Below are 20,666 nucleotides of genomic sequence, written 5' to 3'. Positions count from 1 at the left end.
ATGACGGCAAAAAGAGCGGGCGCTTTGGGCGTTCATTCCATAGACCATTTTGCTTTGCAAGTTCCTGATCTTGCGGAGGCCCGTGAATTTTATGAGGCATTCGGATTGGACGTTAAGGATGAGGGCGATGGCTTGGCGCTTTATTCAAAAGGTTTTTCGCATAGATGGGTTGCTCTTTCGCAGGGCGCCGCAAAGCAGCTTCGTTATTTGAGCTTTAGCTGTTTTGCAGAAGACGAGGAAGCGCTACTTGCACATCTCAATAGCAAGGGCGTGAAGCATATTAATGCCCCTGCAACAACCGAGAGCGCTGGCATGTGGATCGAGGGTTTTGACGGCATGCCGATCAATATTCGTGTTGGCGAAAAATGCTCACCTAACGGCAAGACGCAATTTGTGACTGAGTCATCTGCGGCCGGCGAGTCCGGTGCAGTGTTTAACAGCAGTGCGCCCAAGGTCCATCCCCGCCATATGTCGCACCTGGCTATTTATTGCAGCGATGTTGTCGGAGCAACTGCCTGGTACAGTGATCATCTGGGGCTGCGCCTTTCTGATGGCAGCGGACCGGTAGTCGCTTTTTTGCATGGACCACATGGCAGTGATCATCATCTGCTGGCATTGGTTGGATCCAGTCACCGCGGCCTGCATCATAGCAGCTGGGATGTTGGCTCTGTGCAAGAGGTCGGCCTGGGCTCAGCCCAAATGTTGCGTGCAGGATATGAAAATGGCTGGGGGGTTGGCCGCCATGTGCTAGGCGGCAATTATTTCTACTATGCAACTGACCCTTGGGGCAGCCATGCGGAATATTCGGCGGATATAGATTTCATCCCTGCCGATTGCGAGTGGCCTGCAAATGCCGAGCACTCCCCTGAAGATAGTTTCTACCTTTGGGGCCCGGGTGTTCCGGAAGGTTTTGTTGATAATACCGAACCTGGAGGACCAGCATAATGGCCACATATCTATTAATGCATGGCGGCGGCATGGGCGGCTGGACATGGAAATTCATGCGCGAAATATTGGAGGCTAAAGGACATAAGGTTTACACGCCAACCTTTACGGGTTTTGGCGAGCGTGAGCATTTGATCGGCCGAGATGTTGGCAATGAAACTCATGTAAATGACATCGTCAATGTCCTGAAATATGAAGATTTGAGCGATGTCATTCTTGTTGCGCACAGCTATGCCGGCACGGTCGCGCCCGGCGTGTTGGCGAGAGCGGGAAACCAGATCACGCAAGTGATTTATCTTGACGCCATCGTCCCACATGCTGGTGAGAGAATCGGTTCTCTACTCGGATTCGCGCCGGAGGAAGAACTGGCCGGGCTGGACGCGATGCTGGATTCCGGCGAGGGTCCAATCGGATCGGGCGTGCACGAACAGCAGCGCGCGATGGCGAAAGAACATCCTCATATGATGGACCCGGACCGCGAGAAATGGCTGCTCGATCATCTCTCCGATCAGCCAATGCGCGCAACTTGCTGCGTTATACCTGTTGGAGCGGAATCCATTAAGCATCCTGTCGACTATATCGCTGCGCAAAACACAATCATGACCGCGATGCACGCCCGGGCAAGGGAACTGGGCTGGACTGTTCATGACCATCCCGGTGATCATGCGTTTAACGTCGGTGATCCGGAAGGCGTTTGCACGATCATAGAAAAGATTGTCAGCTGATGGATATTGAGAAGCTTTTTTCGGTAAAAGGTCGTATCGCGCTGGTCACTGGCGGGAGCGCGGGCATTGGCCGAATGATTGCGACCGGACTAGCTAACGCTGGCGCGCGCGTTTATATTTGTGCGCGCCGTGCGGACAAAGTAGCAAGCGCCGTTGATGAAATGCCGGGCGATGTCATCGGATTGACGGCTGATGTCTCCACATTGGAAGGCATCAAAAAACTGGTAGCTGAAATTAAGGATCGCGAACAGGTTCTGCACATTCTGGTGAATAACGCGGGCACATTGTCTGATGCACCGGTTGACGAGTTTAGCGAGGATCAATGGGACGATGTTATTGATCTCAATCTGAAAACACCTTTTTTCCTGATGCAGCAATTGCTCCCGTTGATGCGGGCCGATGCAACAATGGAACTACCAGCTAACGTGATCAATATCGGTTCGGTGGGCGCACTCAAAATTGGCCCTCGTGAAGTCTATAGCTATCAGGCATCAAAAGGTGCAATTCACTGGATCACCAAGTCGCTGGCCAAGAAATTGGGCCCCGATCACATTACCGTAAACGCCATAGCGCCGGGTTTCTTTGAAAGCGATATGACAGTCATTGTCGACGACGACATGCGAAAAATGGTTGAAGGAATGGTGCCTCGCGGGCGAACCGGAACTCCGGAGGATATGGCTGGAGCCGCTATTTATCTAGCGAGCCGTGCAGGCGCATATGTTACGGGCTCCGTAATTCCGGTCGAAGGAGGTCTTGCTATATGAGCCTTACGTTCGATAGGTTTCCAAGTAAGCGTGCCTTGCAAGGATAAATTATGGACTTTAATCTTACTGAAGAACAAAACGCTTTTCGCGACACTGTGCGCCGCTGGGTTAATGCAGAGCTTCCAAAGGACCTGATGCGCGAACTTGAAGCGGACGAGGAAAATTATCCCTACATAATTTGGGACAAACTGAAAGAGCAAGGCTTCTTTGGAGTAGGTATTCCGGAAGAATATGGCGGGCTAGGCGGCGATGTTGTCATGCAGATGATCTTCGCGCGCGAAATGGCGCGTACTGCCGGCGGTCTACTCTGGGTCTGGGGATTGACGTCCTTTGGCGGTGCGAAAACAATTACGGTTGCGGGCAGCGAGGAGCAGAAACAGAGGTGGTTGCCGCAAATGGCGGAAGGCAACATGCGGGTATCACTGTCTATGACCGAGCCTGATGGCGGTACCGACGTATTGGGCGCTATGAAAACCTATGCCGACAAGGTCGACGGCGGCTGGAAACTGAATGGGGCGAAAATGTGGACCACTGCGGCGAAAGCTGCGGACCGCCTGCTGGTTCTGGCCCGCTCGGACCGAGATGCCGAAAGACCGCATCAGGGTCTGATCGCTTTGTTTGTTGACGCAAAGTCTCCCGGAATTACCGCCAGCCTGCTTCCAAAATTGGGCATGCGAGCGATGGGCAGCTGCGAAGTGCATTATGAGGATGTGTTTGTGCCGGACGAAGATGTACTCGGCGAACCCGGGCATGCATGGGGAGCGATGCTGCCAAGCCTCAACAATGAACGTATCATGGTCGGCGCTCAATGTTTAGGTGCGATTGATGGCGTACTGGAAGATGCATTGGAATATATGAAACAGCGAAAGGCATTTGGCGACATCATCGGTCGTTTTCAAATTCTTCAACATTATGTTGCCGATATTGCGACTTCGCAAAAACTAACCGAATTGCTTTTGTTCAATGTGGCCCAAATGCAAGCAGAGGGCCTTCCCTGCGGCACTGAAGCCAATATGCTCAAAATGGTCGCGACTGAAAATGCAGTAAAAGCTGCCGATATGGGCATCCAAATCATGGGCGGGATGGGATATTCTGCTGAGACTGACATGCAGCGCTACTGGCGCGATCATCGCATTTTACGGATGACGCCAATTTCCAACGAAATGGTCCGCAATTCCATCGCCGAGAGTCTCGGCCTGCCGAGGTCATTCTAATGAGCGCTGATTTCCCTCCTGCCCCCGATGTAGCCGGCACTTCGCTTGATGGCACAAAAACTTTCGTCGTCACCGAAAAAGAAAATTCAGCGTTGTGCCAATCGACCGGCGTTAAACCAGCGGCTGACGGGAGCGCACATCCAATTTACTACTATATCGCAACACAGGTGGCGATGGGCAAAACAGTCGCAGGCGTCTGTGAAACCTGCGAATTTGATGTTGATGACGGCCCTATGATGGGCTCTTCCGGCGTAAAATTTTCCGAACCTGTGATGGTCGGTGAAATCTATAAGGTCTCTGGCGAAATACTCAGCCTGGTCCGCAAGCAAAGCCGGAAGCTCGGCATTATGGATGTACTCACCTACCGTCTGCGTCTGCACAAGGAGAAGGACAACACCTGCATTCTTGAAACCGATAATGTCTGGGTTTTGCCGCGCAAGGAGCTGGCCAAATGAGTTATAATGTTGGAGATGAATTGCCGCCATTCACAATTGAGAGTGTCAGTCCGGAGGCAATGAAACAATGGGCCGTATTTCTGGCCGATCCCAATCCAATTCATCTTGATGTCGAGGTTGTAAAGGCCAAGGGCCTTGGCGACAAGGTAATCAATCAAGGTCCTGCCAATGTAGCATATATGATGAACATGTTGATGGCCGCATTTCCCGGTTGCCGGATCGAATCTATGGACTCCCGGTTTCTCGACAATGTTTACGGCGAAGACAAGGCCGTTGCTTCTGGCAAAATTACTGCCATTGAAAACGACAAGATTTCATGCGAATTTACCCTGGACGTTGAAGGGCGTGGAACGGTGAATAGTGGTACCGCAACTATATCCATCTAAATATGAGGAGTTTTAAAAATGCCTAGTAGCCCATTTGCACATGTATGCATGGTCGTCAGCGACCTAGATAGAGCGATAGTAGACTGGACCAAAATCCTGCGCGTACTGGATCCTGGCCAGCTGGAAAAACGTATTGTTAAGTATGACGAATTTTCCAGCGGCGCTGATGCCGGCATGAAATGGGCCACGTTCGTCAATGACCATGGCACCGAAATTCAATTCATCCAGCCCGCCCCCGGGACACCTATGGGCAACCGTCTGGATAAAGTCGGCGAACATGTCCATCATCTGTGTTTTACAACAGATGACCTTGAAGGCGACATGGAGAAACTCAAAGCCGAAGGTATAGATCTGCCCGGAGATGGTGCCATGTATAATGACCCCGATATGACCTGGCAAAAGTGGAGCTGGGTCGGCGCAAAAAGCACCCATGGTTGCCTCATCGAAGTTGCCTCTTCTTATGAAAGCAAAAACGATGGCAACTGGTATCATGCACCCAATAAATTTGCCTATAAAGGTCCTGGCGAACATCCAAGCCATGCGGAAACCGCACCTCCTGCCGTGGCGGCGTAGTTGTTAGCAGATACAATCCGGTTAGAAGGGGATGGGCTGGAGTTGGTGGGCAGCGCTTATGGCGACCCTGAGGATCCGCCCGTCCTTTTTTTTCATGGCGGTGGCCAAAGCCGCAATGCCTGGTTGGGCTCGGCCAAAAAGGTAGCAGTAGCCGGTTTTTACGGTGTTAGCATTGATCTGCGCGGCCACGGAGACAGCGACTGGGCAAAAGATGGTCAGTATCACCTCGAAGATTTTGGCAGAGATGTAGAAAAGCTCGTTCAACAGTTTGATCGCCCGGTTACGCTGGTCGGTGCCTCCCGCGGCGGGCAATCCGCTTTGGTCGGCGGATCGCGGCAACCAAAGCATGTGCGATTAATCATGCTCGCCGACGTTTCCCCTGACATGCAAGATGAAGGGATCGACGGCATTCGCGCTTTCTTTGCAGAGGGTGCTAAAGGTTTTGAAAGTTTAGATCAGGCGGCTGATTCACTGGCCAAACATTTGGGACAGAAGCGGATCGCAGATCCGAGAAAACTTGCCGGTTCCATGCGGCGAGATACCGAGGATCGCTGGCAATGGCGGTGGGATCCGGCCACAGGCAATGCCGAATTTCTTCATCCTCCCAGTGAAAACGAATCTCTGCTCGCTGCAGCGGCGCGCGTGAAGTCGCCGCTAGTAATGGTCCGCGCTGAGTTAAGCCATGTACTTACCGACGAAGGTGTCGACAATTTCAAGAAGTTAGCACCGCAACTCGAAATTATGTTGGCGCGGGGCGTCGGGCATATGTTTACGGCCGACCGAAATGACGGCTTTGCAACAAAGTTGCTGGATGTATTGGCACGAACGCCGGAGGGGATTTTGGCATGACCAAACAGGCAGCGTTCGTCATTGGAGCAACCGGCGGTCTTGGACATGCGGCATGTGACGCATTGGCAAAAGATTGGGATGGTCTGGCCATTGGTTATCGTTCCAGCGAAGAAAAGGCAAATGCTGTTGCCGCTGGATTACCCCACGCTAGCGAAACGCTGGCGGTGCACTGTGATTTGGCCGACAGCGCGTCTATCTCGCAGTCCATCACGCAGGCACGAGATCACTTTGGTGCGATAGGTACGATGATCTTCGCCTCCGGTGTCGCCATTGAACAGCCATTTGTAAGTAGTATCTCCGAAGACCAGTGGCGAGAGGTAATCGATACCGAACTGATTGGCCTGACACGTGTGGTTGCTGAGACACTCCCGATATTCCGGGAACAGGGGCATGGAAATTTCGTGATTGTGGTCTCGGTCGCCAATACAAGATTTCCTCCCGGTGATGCTCTCTCATCGGTTCCCAAGGCCGGAATGGAAGCCATTGGCCGAGCGATCGCAAAGGAAGAAGGAAAGTATGGAATAAGAGCCAATATGGTCGCTCCCGGCATCATCGATGCCGGTTTGGGCACGCATTTTCTGGAAACGCTTTATTCGCCGGACGTCTGGGAAAGCCAGAAAAGGAGCATTGCGCTGCGCCGGTTCGGCACTGGCGAAGATATTGCCAAAGCCATAGCCTTTCTTGCTTCAGACGATGCGAATTACATTACAGGACAAACACTCATTGTTGATGGAGGATTTAGTTTGTGAGTAATCGGAACCATATCCATGTCATAATTTTCCTGGATGACTTCGATATCGAAAGATTATCATATTGCTCCTGACGAATTGAAACTAGCAGCACAGAAGAAAGGGGAGGCTAAATCTCCCCTTTCCATCCCCCGAACTGTCATCCTCTACTTGTAGGGATCGACCGGCTGCGGTGCTTCGATAACTTCCAGATCAATCAGCATCGAAAGCACGTCGGAAATCGAATAAATGTGAACAATCTTGTCGCCTTCAAATTTTATCCAGCTGAACCAGAGCACATCAAGTTGATTACCGGTCGGTTGCACACCCATATAAGGTCCGCCAGTATGTTTGCCGTGATGGTGACACAGGACGCAGATTTCATCGTCGCCTTTTCCCCAAGCCTTCAGCGTTCGATAGGCGCTGGGTGGGAAAGTGTCATAGAGCGCCATTGGCGACGTCACCCATTCCTCAAACTTTCCCAGATCAGGCCGGTTGGGATTGTCATATGTCATTTTATCGGTGTCAAAGAATACGTCGAAAGCATCCCAGTTGCCTTTGTTCAACTGGACATGAAGATCCATCCATTGGTTGACCATGAAGGTTTGGCGTTCAGTAAGTCCGTCACATATTTCAGCCCGCTTTTCCGGCGAAAGGGTAAAATCTTCAATTGTAAAAGGCGGAATTCGACCGGCCATTATAAATCTCCATCATTATCAGCGCGAAATGCGACTTCAGGTTGGCAGAGAGCCGCTTCCTGAACGGAGAGCGCCTCCCTGATTAAACGCCTTTTCCAGTTAGACCCAGCCAGTGCAACCTACCATTGGGCAGGCATCTGATAGGTTAAAACAATTAGACACTAAACATTGATCAAGAAGGGGATGGAGGCAGCTGTGACACTTTCACTTCAGGAAATCTCAGATCGTTTCGAGATACAAGATTTGCTGGTTGGCTATTGCTACGCGGTAGATGACAAGGATTTTGATGCGCTCGACCAATATTTCACCGAAGATGCAGTAATTGACTACAGCGAAATGGTTGGAGTGAAAGGCTCCCTGTCCGAGATAAAGGAATTTTTGCGAACCAGCTTGGAACCGATTCCAATTGCACAACATGCGGTGATGACTACCCAGTACAAGTTTGAAGAGGACAGGTGTGAAACTCGCACCGTCTGTCACAATCCAATGGTTGTCCCGGGCGACGACGGAGCAGAACAGGCAATCTTCTTTGGTCTATGGTACGTCCATACATTCAGGCGAACGGAAGATGGATGGCGAATTTCCAGTCTATACGAGAAAAAGTGCTATAATCATAACCTCCCTGAATATATCAAGGAGCAAACGGTATGAGCGGCACGAATGACATGCGGCCTCCAGTGGATCCATGGATAATGGAGACCGGCAGCATCTATCTTTGGAGTCTATTGCTGTTGGCTACTATTTTGCTAACTCTAAAAAATAGAAAAATGCCTCTGTTTGGCTTGATGTTACTGGCAGGATCCAGCGGTTTTTGGCAAGAGTTTTTTGCTGACTGGGGCGCTTATGTTGCATGGAATCCAGCATTTGCACGCCTTCCCTTCTGGGGCGAAATGGCTTACACAACGCCGGTGAAGCCGCTGTTCATGCCGTTTAGCTGGGGCTGGTGGTTCGCGGTTTCCATACCGCTTCTAACCTCACTCACTATTTGGCTAAAACGCAAATTCACCGCTCGATCGGTATATTTGCTGGCCATGGTGATCGCCTTTCCATTGTTCCTCGTGTATCAGATCTACGTTGAGGGCAGCTCGGTTGCCAATGCATGGTGGACATATGATTCCGTTATTGGTCCCGCATTGGAAAGTGAAAATGGCAGGCTCCCACTGATATTTCCCCTGCTGATCGGTATCTGGGCAGGCTGGTTTGTTGGGATGCTTGCTGACCGCGATGAAAGCGGATTTATGGCGCATGAAATTCGCCTGGGTATTTTAGCAAAACCAACCGGCTGGGGCCGCGAATGGACACGGCTTTGGAGCATGGCTTTGCTCTTTCAGGTCACCTTCCTGATGATAAATGTTATCCCGGCAATGATTGGGCGGGCATTATTTGGTGGGCCAAGCCTGCTTGTGCCTTAATCGGCGATCAAAAGGAATGATGATCCAGTGAAAATTCTCAATTGGCTCCTGGCTCTGCTACTTCTTTTGATCGCGGGCGGATTGATTTGGCTGGGCGGGTCATTGGTCCTGGAGGGCGGTTCACCATATTATCTGATCTCAGGATTGACGCTGGCTGCGCTCGCATGGCTGTTGGCGAAGCAATCTAGCAGATCGCTTACGCTATTTAGCCTTCTGTGGCTGATCACATTGGTGTGGGCGCTTTGGGAATCGGGTCTCAGCTTCTGGCCATTATTTGGCAGGCTCGCTTTGTTGAGCGCAGTTGGAATTTGGCTACTCACTCCCTGGATGCGTCGCTCCTTGGGGGTAGAACCGAGTTCAAAACTAAGCACTGGCATTCTCTCCATAGCCATTATTGGCATTTTTGGGGGCATTGGCTGGACATTCTGGAATGACCGCGTAACGGGCGGAGATGATCTATCGTCACTGGCGGCGGGGCCGACCGATGTGCGCGATGGCGAATGGCATCACTATGGCAACCTGCAAGCTGGACGTCGTTATTCTCCGCTGAGCCAGATTACGCCGGCTAATGTCGGTGCACTCAAGGAAGCATGGAGCTACTCTCTCGGCAGAGAACCCAATGGCGAGGCAGCACCTTTTCAGGCAACACCGCTAAAGATTGGCGGCCACCTATATTTCTGCACGGGCTATAACGATATTGTGGCTCTTGACGCCGAAACGGGAGAGCAGATTTGGCGCTACGAAGCCAATGCAGACACGAGCGGAATATTTGGCCAGACCTGTCGAGGCGTATCCTATTTCGAGCTGGAGGAAAGTGACGACACAGCACCCTGCTCCCAGCGTATCTATACCGCCACAATCGACAGTCGTCTGATAGCGGTGGATGCAACAAACGGAAAACTATGTGAAGATTTTGGAAAGGCTGGTGTGGTCGATCTGCTCAAGGGCATGAGCGATGCACCCCAAGGCTATTATCATGTCTCATCGCCTGCAACAGTGATTTCCGGGAAGCTGGTCGTTGGCGGTTGGGTCACTGATGGTCAGACCGTTGGGGAGCCATCCGGCGTTATTCGAGCCTATGATGCGATTAGCGGCAAACTGGCCTGGGCGTGGGATATGGGACGGCCCGATCGTACCGGCGAACCCGAGGAGGGAGAAACCTATACACCCGGCACGCCCAATAGCTGGAGCGTGATGAGTGCGGATGAAGAATTGGGATTGGTGTATGTGCCGACGGGCAATGCTACGCCCGACTATACCGGGACGCACCGCACCCCCGAGATGGAGAAATATTCGAGTAGCGTGGTCGCGCTCGATGCCAATACCGGGCGACCTCGTTGGCATTTTCAGACAACCCGTCACGACGTATGGGACTATGATGTACCTGCACAGCCCGTGCTATTCGAATTGGCTGATGGCCGCCCTGCCTTGCTGCAGCCTACCAAGCGCGGAGAGCTATTCATGCTCGACCGGCGCACCGGTGAGCCTATTGCTAAAGTGGAGGAGCGCCAAGTTCCCACCAGCGATGTTGAGGGCGCAAAATCCTCACCCACTCAACCATTTTCTGTCGGACTGCCCAATTTTTCGGGTCCTCGTCCCAGTGAAAAAAGCATGTGGGGCTTCGTAATGCTGGATCAGGCCTGGTGTCGGCTCAAATTCAGGCAGGCGCGATTTGATGGTTCAATGACCCCTCTCCAAGCAGATCGTTCCACCGTGGTTTGGCCCGGTTCTCTAGGCGGACATAATTGGGGCAGTGTCGCCGTCGATCCTGATAACCGCATCGCATTTGTCAATTCTACCCATGTTATTGGTTACAGCAAGTTGATCCCACGTGAGGAAGCCGACAATATGGGCTTGAAGCCTGTAGCCAAACCGAGTTTTGAAAATGTCGCTGGTCCCGTAGCGCAAGCAGGCACTCCTTATGCTGCGTCTGTTGCTCCTTTTCTTTCGCCGCTGCTCGCACCGTGCACCGAACCTCCTTATGGCCTTGTCAGTGCTGTTGACCTGACAAACGGAAAATTGCTTTGGCAAAAACCCTTCGGAACAGCGCGCGATAGCGGTCCGCTGATGACTAAGATCGGGCTGCCCATTCCGATGGGCGTACCAAATATTGGCGGTGCTGTAGTCACACGCTCGGGCCTTGCTTTTATCGGCGCGACGCAGGAACATATGATCCGCGCATATGACATCAATACCGGAAAAGAACTTTGGAAAGGGCGGCTGCCTGCGGGCGGTAATGCCACGCCAATGACATATTGGTCTGAAAAATCGAAACGGCAATTTGTTGTGATTGCTGCAGGCGGCCATGGCGGTATTTTGTCCGGCTATAGCGACAAGATAATTGCCTATGCGCTGCCCGTATCAAACGATTGAGGAGATTGAGGGATGGGAAATGTCGTAGTGGTGACGGGTGCGACCCGCGGACTGGGCCGTGGCGCAGCCCGGGAATTTGGCGCGCAGGGTGCAACAGTGGTTGCGACAGGACGTAACGAAGATGATCTTGCAGCAGTGGCCGGGGAAATCACCGAACGTGGCGGCAAGGCGGTACCTATCACCTGTAACCATAGCGACGACGCTGCAGTGGAAGCAGCATTCCAGCAGATAGAAGGCGAATTGGGCGGGATTGACATTTTGCTGAACAATGCAGCCGCTGTGCACGCTGCCGAACTTGTTGCACCGCAGCCCTTCTGGGAGAAGCCGCTTAAACTCGTGGACATGATCGATGTGGGCCTGCGTTCAAATTATGTCGCGTCCTTTTACGCCGCGCCGATGATGGTGAAAGCGGGCAAAGGCCTGATAGCCAGCATCAGTTTTTATGGCGCCGTTTCCTATTTTCACGGGCCGGCTTATGGCGCAGCAAAGGCGGGAACTGACAAGATGATGGCCGATATGGCCATCGATCTTGCTCCTTATGGGGTGGCAGCAATTTCGTATTGGCCAGGATTTGTGCTCACTGATGCCGTACGCGCTATGCCGAAGGAGATATTGCCGCCGGGAATTCAGGAAAATTTACCCAATTGGGAAACCCCGGAATTTACCGCGCGGGTTATTAATGCGCTGTATAGCGATGCCAATTTGATGAAACAAAGCGGTCAGGCTCTGATCGGAGCAGAATATGCAGAATGCCAAGGCATCAGCGATGTCGATGGCAAACAACCGATTTCCTATCGCAAGACAATGGGTTCCCCGCACATTCCGTTTTCGTCGGTAAGAGGGCAGCCTTCATGATAGAAGCAGTTCTCGTCGTTTTGACCAAGGCGCACCCAGGCCGGGAAGATGATCTGGATGACTGGTACACAAATATCCATATCCGGGATGCCTTGCGTTTTCGCGGGTCGATTGCAGCACAAAGATTTGTCCGTAGCGAAAACCAGCCTATGGAAATCGGTGATGACTTTGATTGGAAATATCTGGCGTTTTATGATGTATTTGATGCAGAACTTTTTTCACGCGAGCATTGGGACAATGCACTAACCAGCAGGATGATGGTAACCAATGCGATCGACGATAGCGTGCTGGAGGATTATCATTATTACCCCCTCGCCTTTCGTAATTATGACCCTGAAACTCCGCATACCGGCGGGGTAGTTTTGGAACAGTTGAATGCTGTGCCGGGCGAGGAACAGGCGTTTCGCAACTGGTATGCAGATAGCTACCTGCCGCAAGCTGCGAGACGCCCGGGTGTGCAATCGGCTGGTTTTCTAATGTTCCGCAGCCATGGCCAAATGATCCCTACGGAACCGTCTGTGAATTATGTCGGCATCTACAAGGTGAATGACGATCAAGCCTGGAAGTCTTGGAAAGACGCGCCATCGCTCGCCGACACACCGAGTGTCGAGCAATCCTCATTGCGAGTGACGCACTGGGATCATTTGACCGACAGAATCACCAAGGATGCAGTTCAATATCCCACATCCGAGGGCCTCGCCGCTGAGGAGCGCGCGCGCATTCGAATGGGCGACAAGGTTCTAACCAGCGGAACCGACAAGCTCGGTTCCGCTTGAAGAAATTCCTCGGATAATCACCAGACCAGCGGCAGAGTGACCGGTTGAATCATTCCCAGATGATATTCGATCGCATGCTCTGGTTTGACTTCAAATTCAGGGATTTCCTTCAAGAACTCCTCAATTGCAATCCGCATCTCCCGCTTTGCAAGATGCATCCCTACACACATATGCGGACCATAGCCCCAGGACAACATCCGCGGTCTCCGATCAAAACGAACTTGTTCCGGATTGGGAAACTCGGCCGGATCGCGACCGGCCAATGTGGTGGACATGGCAACCTTGTCGCCGGGCATCATTTTTACACCGCCAAATTCAGTTTCCTTGGTGCAGGTGCGGAAAGTCGTCACCGCCGCGTACGCGCGCATCATTTCGTCAATAGCATGCGGAATTTCCTGCGGATTTTCACTTAGAAACTGCCTGTCCTGAGGATTGCGGGCAAGGTGCAGAAACTGATTGCCCATATTGGTGGATACCGTGTCCAGACCACCGATGAAAAGGTTGAAAGAAAATCCGACCAATTCGTCGTCATTCAGTTTCCGACCATCAATTTCCACCTCCAGTGCATAGCTGATAACATCATCGCGTGGATTTTTCCGGCGATCTTCAATTTGCTCCCGCAGATATCCAACAACATTGCGGGTTGCGTCTGCAATTTTCATCAAGTCCATCGAGTGCAGCAGCCCGAATTCCCATTCCAGAAATTGTTTGGTGTTACTGAGCGGAAAATCCATCAGCTCAAGAAACACCTTGATCGGAAATTCAAAGGCAAATTCGGCCATAAACTCGCACTCGCCTTTTTCGCGAAATCCGTCGATATATTCCGCTGCATAATTCCGGATTCTGTCTTCTAGTTTCGTCATTGCTTTTGGCGCGAAAATCGGATTGACGAAGGCGCGATATTTCGCATGTTCCGGCGGATCCACTTCAGCAGGAGTGTTGGTCCAGCTTTCGCCAACCAATTTCGCAAATGGCGAGAAGTCCTTGCTCGAGAAGGTTTCGGTGTCGAAATATATTTTTCGCAGATCTTCAACCTTACGCACAACCCACGATGGCGTCGCACCGGGATATGCATGAGGCGCATAAAAAATATCCGGGCCTTCATGAACGGCGGCGGCCCAGTCGGAATACGGATCTTCTGTCGTTGTCATTCCAAAAACATACGGGAATGGATGAACCAGCGAAGCTGGAACATGTTCAGGGATGGTTGGATCGGGAAGTTCCATCTGCATTATACATTCTCCTTGCTCAGACTATCGAATCTGATCTGACCAAAACCAGTGGTCCTTATCAGTTAATACTATTTTGCCTATCATTGTAGACCTACCACCGCCGGCGCAATTGCACGCTGCGCCGGCGTTCCCGCAATTGCATCTCCCGCTTCCCGGGTTGAATGACGGGCGTGTCTCTGGGAAGATGTCTTTCCAGCTTATTCATGTCTACCAATCGCAATTGCGGCTCTGGTCCGCTGCTTGCCTCCGTCCAGCGCAGCATAACAGCGCCTTCGCTATTATCTGCAGCGTCCAGCCAGTTGGGAACCCCTGGGTCATCCTGCGAAATGACCGCACGAAATTTGCCATCCTTGTCGATATGAGCTTGTCCGCCATTGAGACTGGATTGCCGGTTCATCCAGTCAATACTGTTCCAAAGCATGTCAGACAGCTGCACATTCCAGTAGCGGACCGAATTTGGTAGTTCCGTTTCCAGCAATAACACCTTACCCGGTTCCAATCGAAACAACCCCTGATAATAATGTTGCCCTTGTACTCCGCCCTTACCGGCCCAGTCGTCATGTTCCAGAGCATTCCACAACTCTTTTTCGCGCTGCGCTTTTATGAAGTTCATCGCCATTCCGGAAAGCCGCGTCGGATAGGAAGCAAGTGCATTCAGCCGCAGCTCTATCTCTTCTGAAGACCACCGACGCGGCTTATGTGCTTTATCGATTCTCTCAATGGCGATGCGGGCTTCGCATCCTTTCCCCCAATCATAGCTGGCCTGGCGAATAGTCAGCGAGCAGACTGATGGATCAAGCTGCTGCCAGTCACCTTCCCAATCCTCTGGCTTGTCGGCGCTTAGCAACAATGAAAACTGCCCGTCTTTATCAAGTGCCAAATTGTCGAAATCCACCGTTTGAAGAGAAGGACCGAGTTCCTCCATGACGCCCAATCCCCCAGCGTTAACATCCATTAGGACGAACAGCGCATCGCCGCGCTCACCGGTCACCAGATAGGAACCGTTGCCGTCGATCGACGCCGTGCCATAAACAAAGTCCGGGTTGGTACCGATGCAGTTAAGATGCGTATTCACAGCAGGAACGAAATCTGGAAAATCAGGATCTGCAAATGCGGTAAACCAGCCAGACGCAAGCGTCTGAAAAAATAGTCTTTCTGCGTTAACTGTCATAAGCGGGTCTTGGGGATCAGCGAGCAGAGACAGCAGTTTGGATGTCTCTTCAAAGCTGACTATTTTTTGATTCCAGCTGCTCATAAATATTCGCCGTAAGCATCTATGTAGTCGGCGTAGACGGTCTCAACCTGTTTTCGTGTCAGCCCGTAGTCAGCCAATTCATACTTGTGCTGTCCATGCTTGTTTGCCGGGTTGTCTTCCCACCAGCGCTGCACCGCCAGCTTTGTCTCTTCGGTAAATTCGATTTTCGCATGGGCATAAATTCCGCGCACTGCAGCAACGGGATCCGAGACGATATCCTTAAAGCGCAGATCATGAACTTTGACATGCGGATTATCTTTTCGCCAGGCCATACTGCGCACCTGCCCGTCATGCCAAAGATGCAACAATTCCCGACCCAAGGCGGCACGATCAATTTCTGTAAAACTGACGCTGCGGATCACTTCGATCAAACGGGATATTGATGCCATAACGGTGACGGGATCGCGGTGCGGTTGTACCAAAATTGCATCTGGATAAACCGAAAACAGTTCCGGTAGGTGATAGGCATGCTCCTGAACCTTTAGCACCCAACGTTTGCGCGAATTTTTCCATGCCAAATGCTGCAACCACATTTTGTGGATCTGATATCCAAAGCGCGTATCCGCATCGCGATACCATTTATAGTAACCTGCCAGACGGAATAGCATAGTTGGATTGATGCCCTGAAATGCCGTCTCCAACATCATGCCGCACTCCTGGGGGATTCGAGCTCCGATGGGGTGAGCTTTGAGCACGTCTTCCCAAGCACCGACAAAATTCTCAGCGACATAGTCGTCAAAACCAGCAGCACGAGGATCACTGTCAAAGGTGGCCACATCCGGAGGCGGTGACGGCGCAGCCACCTCCCATTGCAAGGGGGTACGAACCTGCGGATCAGCTCCCATGAGAGCGTGAAGAATCGATGTACCGCATCTCGGCAAACCGAGGATGAAAACTGGCCGATCAATCTTAACATCGCAAATTTCAGGATGTGCGGTGCGATCTGTCGCAATAGCAGTGAGCCGCTGGAGATTGTCCTCAAACTGAGCAAGAACCCTTGCCAGGCCATCCTTCGAAAGGCCTTTTTCCTGTTCCAGAGCTGCAAGCGCTGCAGTCAAACCAGGAAGTGTGCCGGCTGCTAATTCCGCGGGCATTCCTGAAGAAGCTAGCATTTGGGAAGCGGTAGGAATGGCGGCCAACCTCTTTTCTCCACTGATTGAATGACGCTCCCGTGTTATACACTGCTCGACTGCCCTCACCTGTCAATGGGCAGGTTTATCCGAAAGGCGGTTGCTGCAGGCAAGTCGGCGGCAGAGGAGTAGCATGGGTGGCATCGAACTCGCATTTGGATGATTATAACCTTAGCGACCGTGTTGCGCTGGTCACGGGCGGTGCGCAGGGCATGGGAGCAGCTATTTGCGATATTTTAGCTGCAGCGGGGTCCGCCGTTGTGGTTGCAGATGTGAAGGCGGAAAAAGCGGAAAGAGTCGCTGAAACCCTTCGGGGAAAAGGTCAGCAGGCTATATCGGTAGAAACCGATGTTGCTTCGGAAACCTCCATCTATGATCTGATGAATCGCATCGAAACTGAATTTGGCAAATTGGACATTTTGGTAAACAATGCAGGGATACAGGACCGCAATTTCCTAGAAGACACTACCAGTGAATATTGGGATCAATTGATGGCGATTAATCTTCGCGGTCCAGCTTTGTTGACCCGCGAAACTGTCCGCATTATGCGCAAATGCAAGGTAGATGGGCGAATTGTCAATATCGCCTCCAACAGTGCATTTCACGCATCTGCCCCCAGCCTCTATGCCTATTCAACTTCCAAAGCCGGACTGGCTGGCCTGACGCGCGCCACGGCAATAGAGGTCACCAAGGATGGTATTCGTGCCAACGCGATCTGTCCTGGCAATACGACAACTGAAGGACAGATGAGTGCTTCCGGGCCGGATTTTACGCCTGAGCAGATCGAAAAATTCATGCCGCCAATCGGTCGTACCGGCACACCAAGGGATATCGCCAACGCCGTACTGTTTCTTGTTAGCGATGCTTCATCATTCATAACCGGTCAGACGTTGGTGGTGGATGGCGGCATGTTGAGTTGCTGATGTAATATGAACGGAACATATGATTATATCATCGTCGGCGCGGGTTCATCCGGGTGTGTTTTGGCCAACCGTCTCTCTGAGAATCCGCAACACAAAGTAATGATAATCGAATGCGGACCGGATGATAAAAGCCCGCTGATCCGAATGCCCCGCGGCGTTGGCAAGTTACTTGATCCTGTTAATCCGCATGTCTTTGCCTACCCAGTTACTCCCACTGGCAATCAGCCTGAGGAAGTATGGCTCAAGGGCAAGGCAATGGGTGGTTCCAGTTCAATCAACGGCATGGTCTATATGCGCGGTGCGCCTCGCGAATATGATGCTTGGGAAGAAGCGGGTTGCACTGGCTGGGGCTGGAGCAGAATGGGACGTCAATTTGTTGCATTGGAAGACCATGCACTTGGTCCTTCCGAATGGCGCGGCGTCGGAGGGCCACTAAAGATTTCGCAACATGAAGAGGGGAATCCGGTCGTTTCCGCACTGCTGGAGGCCGGCCGGCAAATGGGAGTGCCTACAGTATCGGACGTCAACGATGTCGATGTGCTTGCCGACCAGGGCATGGGTAGGCAAGTCTTAACGACATGGGAGGGTCAGCGATTTTCTGCCGCGCGCGCATTCATCGACCCGATCCGTGATCGACCCAATCTGACGATACTTACGGGAAAACGCGTAGAACGAATATTGTTTGAGGGGGAAAGTACAACCGGGGTGCTGGTGGATAATCAGATAATCGCCTGTCACGGCGAGGTTATATTAAGTGCAGGTGCGATTGAATCTCCGAAGCTTCTTGAGCTATCAGGCATCGGTGATGGTGACCGCCTGAAAGCGCTAGGCATCGATGTGGTGGCGCACAGCCCTCAGGTAGGTGAAAACTTACGTGAACACCTTTACGTTGCGCTCGATTGGAAGATCACCGGTCATAGCTCGAACCAGAAGTTGCAAGGTTTCGGTCTGTTCGCTTCTATCTTGCGTTACATGCTTTTTCGCAGCGGTCCCATGGCAGACGCCGCGCATGAGATTGGCGGATTTATCAAGACCGAATCTGGTCTCGACAGGCCTGATGCGCAAATTGGTTCGATGCTTGTAACGATGAAGCAGGATGAGGCTGGAAAAGTTGCACTCGACAGCTTTCCGGGCATGCGCATGCTTGGTTACTTCACCCGTCCGAAAAGTCGCGGCTGGAGCCATATTTCGTCTGCTGATCCTAAAAACGCGCCTGATATCAATGCCAATCATTTCGCCGATGATGTCGATCAGCAGCGCGCACTGGCGCTGTTCAAATGGATAAGGCGTTTCGGCAAACAGGCTGCGCTCGCACCCTTCATTGTCGAAGAGACAGGTATCGGGGTGAACATACATTCTGACGAAGACATACTCGCCAATCTGCTCGCACTTGGAGGAACGGCTTTTCACATCGCTGGAACGGCGGCGATGGGTATTGAACCAAATAGCGTTGTTGATCCGCAACTATGTGTTCGCGGAGTGAATGGTTTACGTGTTTGCGATACGTCAATCATGCCCACCCTGCTATCTGGCAATACCAATGGGCCAGCAATGGCTATCGCCCTTAATGCAGCTGACATGATTATTTCCGCAAAGGCAAATATATGACCAAGTCAATTACAGAAATCGACAATCTGTTTATCAACGGGAAATGGGTGGCGCCAGAAGGCGGGAACGAAGCCATAATCAATCCGGCGACTGAAGAGGTTATCGGTTTGGCGCCGCTTGCCAGTATGTCGAATGTCGATGCAGCGATCACAGCTGCACACTATGCTTTCAACCACGGTCCTTGGCCAAGCATGACAATGACAGAGCGCGCCGATGTCATGAATTGCATGGCCGAGGCGCTAGAAGCCAGGCAGGAAGAAATCGTCAATCTAATCATCGCGGAAGTTGGTTGTGCACAGGGCATCACACGCATGATGCAAGTGGCAAATCCGATCAATCATTTACGCTCAACTATAAAATACGCATTGCGTGATGAGCCTGAAAGGTTGCCCCTTGATATCACGCCCAACCCATTTGCGCCGGACGGGCCGAAAAACATAGGGGGCACTACGGTAGTGCACGAACCGTTTGGTGTCGTCAGCGCGATCACCGGTTACAATTTTCCCTTCCTCCTCAATCTCGCCAAGATTGGCCCAGCGCTTATGGCTGGGTGCACCATGGTTTTGAAACCTTCACCCTTCACGCCATATTCTGCATTGCTATTTGGTTGGATTGCAGAAGAAATCGATCTACCAGAAGGAGTTTTGAATATTGTCACCGGCGGTATTGAAGAAGGGCAATTGCTTTGTACAGACGAACGTGTGGACATGGTGACATTCACAGGCTCCGAGGGCGTTGGCGCGACAATTATGGAGCAAGCAGCGCCTACACTCAAGAAAGTGCATCTGGAACTCGGCGGCAAATCCGCGATGATAGTTCGCGAGGATGCGGATGTAGAGCGCGCGGCGGCCATGGCTGTTGGTTTTCTCTCGGTCAATGCCGGACAGGGTTGCGCCATTCCAACCCGCTTTTTGGTTCACAATAGCATTCGTCCAACCTTCGTTGCTGTAGCAAGCGCTGTTGCCGCACAAATTAATATTGGAAACGCGCGTGATCCAATTGTCACAATGGGACCATTGATCCGCGAAAGCCAACGCAGCAAGGTTGAAGAATATATTGAACTGGGAAAATCGGCCGGTGCCAATCTAGTTTGTGGTGGCGGCCGCCCTTCTCATCTCGACAAGGGATTTTTTACTCAACTCACCCTTTTCGACAATGTAACCAACGATATGAAAATTGCACAGGATGAAATTTTTGGGCCGGTTGGCTGTATCATCGGCTTCGAAACTGATGAGGAAGCCGTCAAGATCGCTAATGACTCACGCTATGGTCTCAACGGCGCGATCGAGACCGCAGACGCAGCGACAGGCTACGAAATGGCCAATCGAATTCGCGCTGGCAGCGTGTCTCTAAATGGCGGTACAGGAACGATGAGCTTCGCACCGATTGGCGGATATAAACGCTCCGGAATTGGCCGTGAATATGGCCCTAATTGGATCCGCGAGTACCAGCAGGAAAAATCGATATTCTATCCTGTGGGACATTGAGATCGGCTCATTGCAGGTTCGTACTCCCTTGCAATGGGAAGTGACTGCGCCATCACCGCCTCCGGATGTGGTCATGTTTGAAAGAGACCTGCGCCAGCTCAGGCTTGCAGTATTCAAGGTCAGCAGGCCAGATTTGCAACCCGGTTGCTGGGCCATCATAGCCAACCATGCATAGACTCGATACCAGTTCAATATTCGCAGGTTGCCTTTTTTTTGTGAATAATGTGCCTATCCAAAGAAGGGCCAGCTGCGCGCCAAGGTAGCTAAATTGGCTGCAG

At 51.9% G+C, this 20,666-nt stretch carries 21 protein-coding genes; 17 read left to right on the top strand and 4 right to left on the bottom strand.

Going from position 1 to position 20,666, the window contains the following annotated elements; all coding sequences use genetic code 11:
• From ACO6S1_RS11025 to ACO6S1_RS10985, 9 genes are read left to right on the top strand one after another with little or no spacing between them, the layout of a single operon-like run.
• Window positions 1-945: a VOC family protein gene (locus ACO6S1_RS11025; protein ID WP_422342749.1), complete on the top strand. Its 945-nt coding sequence runs from the start codon at window positions 1-3 to the stop codon at window positions 943-945.
• Window positions 945-1,670 carry an alpha/beta fold hydrolase gene (locus ACO6S1_RS11020; protein WP_422342748.1) on the top strand — a complete coding sequence of 242 codons (726 nt, stop codon included), beginning with the start codon at window positions 945-947 and terminating at the stop codon, window positions 1,668-1,670. Before ACO6S1_RS11025 ends, ACO6S1_RS11020 begins: the two co-directional genes overlap by 1 nt.
• Window positions 1,670-2,434 carry an SDR family oxidoreductase gene (locus tag ACO6S1_RS11015; protein ID WP_422342747.1) on the top strand — a complete coding sequence of 255 codons (765 nt, stop codon included), beginning with the start codon at window positions 1,670-1,672 and terminating at the stop codon, window positions 2,432-2,434. Before ACO6S1_RS11020 ends, ACO6S1_RS11015 begins: the two co-directional genes overlap by 1 nt.
• Before the next feature lie 50 nt (window positions 2,435-2,484).
• On the top strand, window positions 2,485-3,648 hold the full coding sequence (locus ACO6S1_RS11010) for an acyl-CoA dehydrogenase family protein (RefSeq protein WP_422342746.1): 1,164 nt from the start codon (window positions 2,485-2,487) through the stop codon (window positions 3,646-3,648).
• Window positions 3,648-4,103, top strand: a complete 456-nt coding sequence (locus ACO6S1_RS11005) for a hypothetical protein (protein WP_422342745.1) — start codon at window positions 3,648-3,650, stop codon at window positions 4,101-4,103. Before ACO6S1_RS11010 ends, ACO6S1_RS11005 begins: the two co-directional genes overlap by 1 nt.
• Window positions 4,100-4,489: a MaoC family dehydratase gene (locus ACO6S1_RS11000; RefSeq protein ID WP_422342744.1), complete on the top strand. Its 390-nt coding sequence runs from the start codon at window positions 4,100-4,102 to the stop codon at window positions 4,487-4,489. Before ACO6S1_RS11005 ends, ACO6S1_RS11000 begins: the two co-directional genes overlap by 4 nt.
• Window positions 4,490-4,507: 18 nt before the next feature.
• A complete protein-coding gene (locus tag ACO6S1_RS10995; RefSeq protein ID WP_422342743.1) occupies window positions 4,508-5,062 on the top strand; it encodes a VOC family protein in 555 nt (184 codons plus the stop codon).
• On the top strand, window positions 5,063-5,911 hold the full coding sequence (locus ACO6S1_RS10990) for an alpha/beta fold hydrolase (protein ID WP_422342742.1): 849 nt from the start codon (window positions 5,063-5,065) through the stop codon (window positions 5,909-5,911). It abuts the gene before it with no gap.
• The gene (locus ACO6S1_RS10985) at window positions 5,908-6,660 is read left to right on the top strand and encodes an SDR family NAD(P)-dependent oxidoreductase (protein WP_422342741.1); all 753 of its coding nucleotides are present in this window, start codon (window positions 5,908-5,910) and stop codon (window positions 6,658-6,660) included. Before ACO6S1_RS10990 ends, ACO6S1_RS10985 begins: the two co-directional genes overlap by 4 nt.
• Window positions 6,661-6,806: 146 nt before the next feature.
• On the opposite strand, the gene ACO6S1_RS10980 is transcribed toward ACO6S1_RS10985, so the two are convergent.
• Window positions 6,807-7,337 (bottom strand): ester cyclase, encoded by a 531-nt coding sequence (locus tag ACO6S1_RS10980; protein WP_422342740.1) that lies wholly within the window; start codon window positions 7,335-7,337, stop codon window positions 6,807-6,809.
• Window positions 7,338-7,532: 195 nt separating this feature from the next.
• Here ACO6S1_RS10980 and ACO6S1_RS10975 point away from each other — a divergent pair, with 195 nt between their 5' ends.
• From ACO6S1_RS10975 to ACO6S1_RS10955, 5 genes are read left to right on the top strand one after another with little or no spacing between them, the layout of a single operon-like run.
• Window positions 7,533-7,988, top strand: a complete 456-nt coding sequence (locus ACO6S1_RS10975) for a nuclear transport factor 2 family protein (RefSeq protein WP_422342739.1) — start codon at window positions 7,533-7,535, stop codon at window positions 7,986-7,988.
• On the top strand, window positions 7,985-8,749 hold the full coding sequence (locus tag ACO6S1_RS10970) for a hypothetical protein (protein WP_422342738.1): 765 nt from the start codon (window positions 7,985-7,987) through the stop codon (window positions 8,747-8,749). Before ACO6S1_RS10975 ends, ACO6S1_RS10970 begins: the two co-directional genes overlap by 4 nt.
• A 27-nt stretch (window positions 8,750-8,776) precedes the next feature.
• Complete coding sequence (locus ACO6S1_RS10965) at window positions 8,777-11,122, top strand: membrane-bound PQQ-dependent dehydrogenase, glucose/quinate/shikimate family (RefSeq protein WP_422342737.1); 2,346 nt, start codon at window positions 8,777-8,779, stop codon at window positions 11,120-11,122.
• Between the two features lie 12 nt (window positions 11,123-11,134).
• The gene (locus ACO6S1_RS10960; protein WP_422342736.1) at window positions 11,135-11,977 is read left to right on the top strand and encodes an SDR family NAD(P)-dependent oxidoreductase; all 843 of its coding nucleotides are present in this window, start codon (window positions 11,135-11,137) and stop codon (window positions 11,975-11,977) included.
• Window positions 11,974-12,753, top strand: a complete 780-nt coding sequence (locus ACO6S1_RS10955; protein WP_422342735.1) for a hypothetical protein — start codon at window positions 11,974-11,976, stop codon at window positions 12,751-12,753. The genes ACO6S1_RS10960 and ACO6S1_RS10955 overlap by 4 nt, the downstream gene beginning before the upstream one ends.
• 17 nt (window positions 12,754-12,770) lie before the next feature.
• Here ACO6S1_RS10955 and ACO6S1_RS10950 read toward each other — a convergent pair whose 3' ends face one another.
• From ACO6S1_RS10950 to ACO6S1_RS10940, 3 genes are all read right to left on the bottom strand, one after another.
• Window positions 12,771-13,985 carry a cytochrome P450 gene (locus ACO6S1_RS10950; RefSeq protein ID WP_422342734.1) on the bottom strand — a complete coding sequence of 405 codons (1,215 nt, stop codon included), beginning with the start codon at window positions 13,983-13,985 and terminating at the stop codon, window positions 12,771-12,773.
• Between the two features lie 91 nt (window positions 13,986-14,076).
• The gene (locus ACO6S1_RS10945; RefSeq protein ID WP_422342733.1) at window positions 14,077-15,240 is read right to left on the bottom strand and encodes a DUF1214 domain-containing protein; all 1,164 of its coding nucleotides are present in this window, start codon (window positions 15,238-15,240) and stop codon (window positions 14,077-14,079) included.
• Entirely contained in the window at window positions 15,237-16,379 is a 1,143-nt protein-coding gene (locus ACO6S1_RS10940; RefSeq protein WP_422342732.1) for a sulfotransferase family protein, read from the bottom strand. Before ACO6S1_RS10940 ends, ACO6S1_RS10945 begins: the two co-directional genes overlap by 4 nt.
• Window positions 16,380-16,507: 128 nt before the next feature.
• Between ACO6S1_RS10940 and ACO6S1_RS10935 the strand changes: the two genes are divergently transcribed.
• Genes ACO6S1_RS10935 through ACO6S1_RS10925 form a run of 3 tightly spaced genes read left to right on the top strand, consistent with a single transcriptional unit; the run spans window position 16,508 to window position 20,388 of the window.
• On the top strand, window positions 16,508-17,293 hold the full coding sequence (locus tag ACO6S1_RS10935; protein ID WP_422342731.1) for an SDR family NAD(P)-dependent oxidoreductase: 786 nt from the start codon (window positions 16,508-16,510) through the stop codon (window positions 17,291-17,293).
• A gap of 6 nt (window positions 17,294-17,299) precedes the next feature.
• Window positions 17,300-18,901 (top strand): GMC family oxidoreductase, encoded by a 1,602-nt coding sequence (locus ACO6S1_RS10930; protein WP_422342730.1) that lies wholly within the window; start codon window positions 17,300-17,302, stop codon window positions 18,899-18,901.
• Window positions 18,898-20,388 (top strand): aldehyde dehydrogenase family protein, encoded by a 1,491-nt coding sequence (locus tag ACO6S1_RS10925; protein ID WP_422342729.1) that lies wholly within the window; start codon window positions 18,898-18,900, stop codon window positions 20,386-20,388. Before ACO6S1_RS10930 ends, ACO6S1_RS10925 begins: the two co-directional genes overlap by 4 nt.
• The last annotated feature ends 278 nt before the right edge of the window (window positions 20,389-20,666 follow it).

Origin of the sequence: Parasphingorhabdus sp., assembly GCF_965233695.1 — a bacterium.
Classification (GTDB): domain Bacteria; phylum Pseudomonadota; class Alphaproteobacteria; order Sphingomonadales; family Sphingomonadaceae; genus Parasphingorhabdus.
The sequence above is the reverse complement of the archived record's forward strand: the minus strand, read 5'-3'. Positions and strand labels throughout refer to the sequence as shown.

Coding starts and splice junctions, on each gene's coding strand:
- ACO6S1_RS10950 (WP_422342734.1), bottom strand. CDS start 13,985: ATGCAGATGGAACTTCCCGATCCAACCATCCCTGAACATGTTCCAGCT.
- ACO6S1_RS11020 (WP_422342748.1), top strand. CDS start 945: ATGGCCACATATCTATTAATGCATGGCGGCGGCATGGGCGGCTGGACA.
- ACO6S1_RS10970 (WP_422342738.1), top strand. CDS start 7,985: ATGAGCGGCACGAATGACATGCGGCCTCCAGTGGATCCATGGATAATG.
- ACO6S1_RS10955 (WP_422342735.1), top strand. CDS start 11,974: ATGATAGAAGCAGTTCTCGTCGTTTTGACCAAGGCGCACCCAGGCCGG.
- ACO6S1_RS11015 (WP_422342747.1), top strand. CDS start 1,670: ATGGATATTGAGAAGCTTTTTTCGGTAAAAGGTCGTATCGCGCTGGTC.
- ACO6S1_RS10930 (WP_422342730.1), top strand. CDS start 17,300: ATGAACGGAACATATGATTATATCATCGTCGGCGCGGGTTCATCCGGG.
- ACO6S1_RS11005 (WP_422342745.1), top strand. CDS start 3,648: ATGAGCGCTGATTTCCCTCCTGCCCCCGATGTAGCCGGCACTTCGCTT.
- ACO6S1_RS10960 (WP_422342736.1), top strand. CDS start 11,135: ATGGGAAATGTCGTAGTGGTGACGGGTGCGACCCGCGGACTGGGCCGT.
- ACO6S1_RS10945 (WP_422342733.1), bottom strand. CDS start 15,240: ATGAGCAGCTGGAATCAAAAAATAGTCAGCTTTGAAGAGACATCCAAA.
- ACO6S1_RS10925 (WP_422342729.1), top strand. CDS start 18,898: ATGACCAAGTCAATTACAGAAATCGACAATCTGTTTATCAACGGGAAA.
- ACO6S1_RS11000 (WP_422342744.1), top strand. CDS start 4,100: ATGAGTTATAATGTTGGAGATGAATTGCCGCCATTCACAATTGAGAGT.
- ACO6S1_RS10980 (WP_422342740.1), bottom strand. CDS start 7,337: ATGGCCGGTCGAATTCCGCCTTTTACAATTGAAGATTTTACCCTTTCG.
- ACO6S1_RS10995 (WP_422342743.1), top strand. CDS start 4,508: ATGCCTAGTAGCCCATTTGCACATGTATGCATGGTCGTCAGCGACCTA.
- ACO6S1_RS10985 (WP_422342741.1), top strand. CDS start 5,908: ATGACCAAACAGGCAGCGTTCGTCATTGGAGCAACCGGCGGTCTTGGA.
- ACO6S1_RS11025 (WP_422342749.1), top strand. CDS start 1: ATGACGGCAAAAAGAGCGGGCGCTTTGGGCGTTCATTCCATAGACCAT.
- ACO6S1_RS11010 (WP_422342746.1), top strand. CDS start 2,485: ATGGACTTTAATCTTACTGAAGAACAAAACGCTTTTCGCGACACTGTG.